Genomic DNA, 1822 nt, shown 5'->3' with positions numbered 1-1822 from the left:
CGTGCGTGCCGCGCAGGCCTGCGCTGCCCGGCGGGCAGGCCCCGCTGCTGGAGTGAGCCGGCCATCAGCGCTCGTTCACGACCTCAGTCCGCCACCACCGCCGCGGCCTCCGCACGCATGGCTTGTTCCACACGCTCACGCGTGAGCGTGGGCACGAAGCTCTCGATGAAGCGGTAGGCATAGCCGCGCAGCCATGCCCCTTTGCGCAAGGCCAGCCGCGTGAGGTTGACCTCGAACAGGTGGCCCGCATCGATCATGCGCAGATGCCGGTCGCGCTCGGGGTCCACGGCGATCGAGGCGACGATGCCCACACCCATGTCCAGCTCCACATAGGTCTTGATGACATCGGCGTCCATGGCGGTGAGCACGATGTCGGGGGCCAGCCCCTCGCGCGCGAACGCCTCGTCGATGTGGGCGCGGCCCGTGTAGCCCAGCTCGTAGGTGACGATGGGGTAGCGCGCCAGTTGCTCCAACGTGACGGGCTCGCCCTGCTGCAGCAGCGCATGACCCGGCGGCACGACGATGCTGTGCGTCCAGCGGTAGCACGGCAGCGTGACCAGCGCTTCATAGCCGGCCAGCGCCTCGGTGGCCACGCCGATGTCGGCTTCGCCGCTGAGCAGCATCTCGGCCACTTGGCGGGGCGAGCCCTGGTGCAGGTGCAGCGACACTTGCGGAAACAGCGTGCGAAAGTCGCGCACCACCTGCGGCAGGGCATAGCGCGCCTGCGAATGCGTGGCCGCCACCGACAGACGCCCCTGGGCACTGGCGCTGAAATCGTGCCCGGCCCGGCGCAGGTTGTCCGACTCCAGCAGCAGGCGCTCCACGATGGGCAGCAGCGTCTCGCCAGGCGGCGTGAGGCCGGTGAGCCGCTTGCCGGCGCGCACGAAGATCTCCACGCCCAGCTCTTCCTCCAGTTCGCGGATCTGGCGGCTCACGCCGGGCTGCGAGGTGTGGAGCATGGTGGCCACCTCGGTCAGGTTGAAGCCGCGGCGCACGGCTTCGCGCACGGAGCGCAATTGCTGGAAATTCATGGGTCCCAATAAGGAGGCCCCGCACTGCAGGGCCTTTGCTATTACGGTGATAGCGCACAGCGCTTATGCATCAAGCGCTGCAAGCCAATTTGGTGCAAATTTCGTTACAGCTTGGCGATGGACACCTCGGTGGACTTGACGAGCGCCACCACCTCCGAGCCCACCACCAGGCCCAGGTCGTTGACCGAACGGGTGGTGATGACCGAGGTGACGATGCCCCAGGGCGTTTCGACATCGACTTCCGAGACGACATCGCCGCGAATGATTTCGCGCACTTTGCCCTTGAACTGGTTGCGTACGTTGATGGCTTGGATGGACATGGGGTTCTCCTTGGTAAGTCCGTTGAAAAAGGCAATGAAAAGCCGTGAAAGATCAGATGGCCCAGTGCAGACCGTGCGCTGGCACGCCCGGCCACGCGGGGTCGGCGGCGGGCTGGTCGGGCGCAGGCTTTTGCAGCACGCGATCGAGAATGCGTTTTTCGAGGGCGGCAAATGCCGCGTCGCCGTGCGCGCGGGGCCGCGGCAGGTCGATGCGCTGGTCGAGCGCGATCTGGCCGTCCTCGATCAGGATCACGCGGTCGGCCAGGGCCACGGCTTCTTGCACGTCATGGGTGACCAGCAGTGCCGTGAAACCACTGCTGCGCCACAGACCTTCAATCAGGCGGTGCATCTCGATGCGGGTGAGCGCATCGAGCGCGCCCAGGGGTTCGTCGAGCAGCAGCAGGCGCGGGTTGTGTACCAGCGCGCGGGCCAGGGCCACGCGCTGGCGCTGGCCACCCGACAGGCGCGCCG

At 67.1% G+C, this 1822-nt stretch carries 3 protein-coding genes; all 3 read right to left on the bottom strand.

All coding sequences use genetic code 11. The annotated features are described in order from the left end of the window. Positions 1-83: 83 nt before the first annotated feature. Entirely contained in the window at positions 84-1031 is a 948-nt protein-coding gene (locus ACDELDRAFT_RS22035) for a CysB family HTH-type transcriptional regulator (protein ID WP_005800866.1), read from the bottom strand. Positions 1032-1135: 104 nt separating this feature from the next. Continuing rightward, positions 1136-1351, bottom strand: coding sequence for a TOBE domain-containing protein (locus ACDELDRAFT_RS22030; protein ID WP_005800864.1), 216 nt, complete (start codon positions 1349-1351; stop codon positions 1136-1138). Between the two features lie 52 nt (positions 1352-1403). Further along, positions 1404-1822 (bottom strand): ATP-binding cassette domain-containing protein (locus tag ACDELDRAFT_RS22025; protein WP_005800862.1); only part of this gene is annotated, 419 nt, incomplete at its 5' end.

The sequence above is a fragment of the Acidovorax delafieldii 2AN genome (assembly GCF_000175235.1).
GTDB classification, from domain to species: Bacteria; Pseudomonadota; Gammaproteobacteria; order Burkholderiales; family Burkholderiaceae_C; genus Acidovorax; species Acidovorax delafieldii_B.
Note: the sequence above shows the minus strand (reverse complement) of the source record. Positions and strands in the feature narration are given on the sequence as shown.